This is a genomic window from Acinetobacter sp. 809848, assembly GCF_000581275.1.
GTDB classification, from domain to species: Bacteria; Pseudomonadota; Gammaproteobacteria; order Pseudomonadales; family Moraxellaceae; genus Acinetobacter; species Acinetobacter pittii.
Map to the genome: position 1 here is coordinate 1 of NZ_JEXG01000102.1, position 2,047 is coordinate 2,047.

At 38.7% G+C, this 2,047-nt stretch carries 2 protein-coding genes and 1 pseudogene; 1 reads left to right on the top strand and 2 read right to left on the bottom strand.

Features of this window, described 5'->3' with window-relative positions; genetic code table 11:
* Positions 1 to 781: P-loop NTPase (locus J536_RS23810; protein ID WP_032064208.1), on the bottom strand; the 781-nt coding region annotated here is incomplete at its 3' end.
* A gap of 145 nt (positions 782 to 926) precedes the next feature.
* Positions 927 to 1,298, bottom strand: a pseudogene (locus tag J536_RS23815) (hypothetical protein); the annotation flags it as partial.
* Positions 1,299 to 1,592: 294 nt separating this feature from the next.
* Between J536_RS23815 and J536_RS23820 the strand changes: the two are divergent.
* A partial coding sequence (locus tag J536_RS23820) for a class I tRNA ligase family protein (RefSeq protein ID WP_155758163.1) occupies positions 1,593 to 2,047 on the top strand: 455 nt, incomplete at its 3' end.

Consider the following 2,047-nt stretch of genomic DNA (forward strand, 5'->3'; position numbering starts at 1 on the left):
TATCACCAGTACCCGGCGGCATATCAATCATGAGTACATCTAGATCAGGCCAAAGCGTTTGATTAAACAGTTGCATTAAAGCCCCCGTTGCCTTTGGCCCACGCCACGCGACAGGTGTGTTGTTATCACCAGTTAAATGTCCAATCGATAACACGGCCATTCCATAGGCATCTAAAGGCACGAAATTTTCACTTTCAATAAGAGGTGTTTTGCCTGCATTGCCTAGCATTGTCGGGATACTTGGGCCATAGATATCGGCATCCAAAACTCCAACCTTAAGTCCCATTTTTTGCAAGGCAAGTGCCAAATTGACCGTAGTTGTCGATTTACCAACACCACCCTTTCCAGATGAAACTAAAATAACATTCTTAATGCGAGGGTGAAGAGGAACATCTCTTTGTTGCGGAGCGGCTTTTTGAATCGGTGGATTATTTGGATCTGGTTCTGATTTAGGTGAGGCGTCAAGTACAGGAGGTAAATTTGAACTTTCTTGTGTAGGGCGCTTTTGTTGAACCACGTGTAAATTAAGTTCTTCAATACCGCACTTTTCTAATGCACCCGCTAAATCATCATGGATTTGCTGCAAATGCTCTTTTTCATCAGGAAATGTATTAATCGTAAGTTGTAATACACGACCCTGAACTTGAAGCTGACTAATACGCTCCTTTAAAGCATCTTTTGAATCCGGTAATAAATAATTTTGGAGTACGGTTTGGATTTCATCTTCTTTCACCTCTTGTGCGGGTGAAAAAACGGACTTTAATGAAGAAAGCCAAGACATATTGTTTACTCCAAAAACAGATCATTACAGCTTAATGGAGATAGTGTAACAGTATTGCTCCGCACTCGCTCACCTTGGGATGAATAATTACTAACTTCACATCTCATCTTTTAGGTAAGGAGTGCAGATTTTAGTTTAAATCAGCTTATTCAGCAGAATCATGGTTCTTTAATTTATTGAGTTTATCGGTCGCAGTTTTCTTCAACTCATCAAGTTTTGCGGTTGCTTGCGTTTTCAACTCATCCAATTTTGTAGCAGCCTCTTCCTTTAATTCCGCAGCTTTGGCTTTAGCATCGTCAAGTTTATGAGCTGCTTCTGTACGCAAATGATCAAACTTATCTTGTAGACTATGCTGAACATCCTCAAGTTTACCTTTTAAATCAGTTGCTTTTTCTTCAAGAGCCTCTTTACCAGAAGCTTGTTTCTCTTTTACATTTTCCTTTAAATCGTCCAAAGCTTTTTCACCTTGTACTTTTGCATCAGCCGCTTTTGCCTTTAATTCATCTAATTTATTTTCTGTAGTCATCGTTGTTATCCTCATAGTTAATTAAAAAATTACCTGAAATAAGTTATTAGTTATACATCGTTATGGCTTATTTTCTGACCGTAACTGCAATTTGAAACAAAGACAATACAGGAAGATTCAAATATTTTTTGATTTATTTATCTGTTCTAAAGAGAAACCATGCCTGACCAAAATCCATTTTAATAGAAATCGCTTATGCCAAGCTGGAGATTATTAATCTTTGCTTATCTCCCTGCATCAGTTAAAATCTTCCACCTTATAAATACGAATGAGAGAATGAAATCCGTGCGTAAAATTTTAGTCACTAATGCCCTCCCTTATGCTAATGGTCCAATTCATATGGGTCATTTACTCGGTTACATCCAGGCAGATATCTGGGTTCGTGCCATGCGAGCAATGGGTCATGATGTGACTTATGTATGTGCGGATGATGCTCACGGTACAGCAATTATGCTACGTGCCGAAGCAAATGGTATTAGCCCAGAAGAGCAAATTGCGAATGTTCAAAAAGAACACATCCGTGATTTTGACGGTTTTGGTGTACATTTCGATCATTACGATTCAACGCATAGCGATGCAAACAAAGCACGTTCAACAGATATCTATATTAAAAACCGTGAAGCTGGAAATATTGCAGTTCGTCCTGTAACTCAATTATTTGACCCAGAAAAAGGGATGTTCTTGTCTGACCGTTTCATTAAAGGTACATGCCCAAAATGTAAATCAGAAGATCAATACGG